This window comes from Sphingomonas sp. MJ1 (PH-R8), assembly GCF_048058635.1.
In the GTDB taxonomy this organism is placed as follows: domain Bacteria; phylum Pseudomonadota; class Alphaproteobacteria; order Sphingomonadales; family Sphingomonadaceae; genus Sphingomonas.
This window is the reverse complement of sequence record NZ_JBBEFX010000055.1, coordinates 1-1,315: the sequence shown is the minus strand read 5'-3', so window position 1 is coordinate 1,315 and position 1,315 is coordinate 1. Positions and strand designations below refer to the sequence as shown.

The following is a 1,315-nucleotide window of genomic DNA, read 5'->3' as shown; positions in this document are numbered from 1 at the left end:
CCCTAGTGCTTCCCGCCCTTCCGCTGCTGCGCACGGCGGGAGAGCATGTTCAGCAGCTCGACCAGTACCGAGAACCCCATCGCCGCGTAGATATACCCCTTGGGCACATGGACGCCCAAGCCGTCCGCGATCAGGACCGCGCCGATCATCAGCAGGAAGCCGAGCGCGAGCATCACGACCGTGGGGTTGCGCGCGATGAAGTTCGCCAGCGGATCGGCCGCCAGCACCATGGCGCCGACCGCGGCGAGCACGGCGATGATCATCACCGCGAGATTGTCGGTCATGCCGACCGCGGTCAGGATCGAATCGATCGAGAACACCATGTCGAGCAGGATGATCTGGACGATCGCCGATCCGAAGGTGATCGCCGCCACCTGCTTCTTGTCGAGCAGGTCGTCGCTCGGCGTGGCGTCCACATTGTGGTGGATCTCCTTGGTCGCCTTCCAGATCAGGAAGAGCCCGCCGGCGACCAGGATCAGGTCGCGCCAGGAGAAGGCGGTCTCGAAGGCGGGCTGCCCATAGTCGTTGAGCGGACCCGTGATGCCGAGGTCGAACACCACCGCAGTCAGGCCGACCAGCCACGCGATCATCGAAAGCAGGAGGAGCCGCATGCCGAGCGCGAGGCCGATGCCGACCTTGCGGGCGCGGGCGCGCTGCTCCTCCGGCAGCTTGTTCGACAGGATCGAGATGAAGACGAGGTTGTCGATGCCGAGCACCACCTCCATCACCACGAGCGCGATCAGCGCGGCCCAGGCCGTCGGGTCGGAGAAGAGTGCGAGCAGGCTTTCCATTCCCCCAGTCTATGCGGCGCCTGCCGCCGGCACAACGCCGGAGCGACGCTAGGGCTGGGGACGCTGGGTGAAGTCGATGCGGATGCGGACCCAGGCGCCGATCATCGGCTTTCCGCCGACCCGCGGCGGGCGGACGCGGAACTGCCATGCGGCCTGGCGGATGGCGCCCGCCAGCCGCGATCCCCGCGGAGAGTCGCCCAGTTCGCGGCAGTCCTCGACGCGATAGTCGGCGACGGTGCGGCAGGCGATTTCCGCCCAGGCGCCGGCAGGCGCGCCCTGCGGCGGCATATAGGCGCCAAGCTCCCGGTCGGTCGGTCGGCGATACCATTCCGCCCGGTACAGCCGCTCGCCGCCGGGTCCTTCGCCCGGACCATAGGCCGCACCGCTGTCTGCAGCGTCGCCGCCGTCGTTCGCCGAACCGCTGTCGGCAAGTTCTGCGCCCTGCTTCGATCGGATCGCGCCGATGTCGGAGGCGGCGAAATCCTCGCTGCTCAGAACCAGCATGCTGGGGGTGGGCTGTGGAG

At 68.1% G+C, this 1,315-nt stretch carries 1 protein-coding gene and 1 pseudogene; both read right to left on the bottom strand.

Going from position 1 to position 1,315, the window contains the following annotated elements; genetic code table 11:
- Positions 1–2 precede the first annotated feature (2 nt).
- Positions 3–791, bottom strand: a complete 789-nt coding sequence (locus VPH46_RS16240; protein WP_416612896.1) for a TerC family protein — start codon at positions 789–791, stop codon at positions 3–5.
- Positions 792–839: 48 nt separating this feature from the next.
- Positions 840–1,315: pseudogene (locus VPH46_RS16235) on the bottom strand (hypothetical protein); the annotation flags it as partial.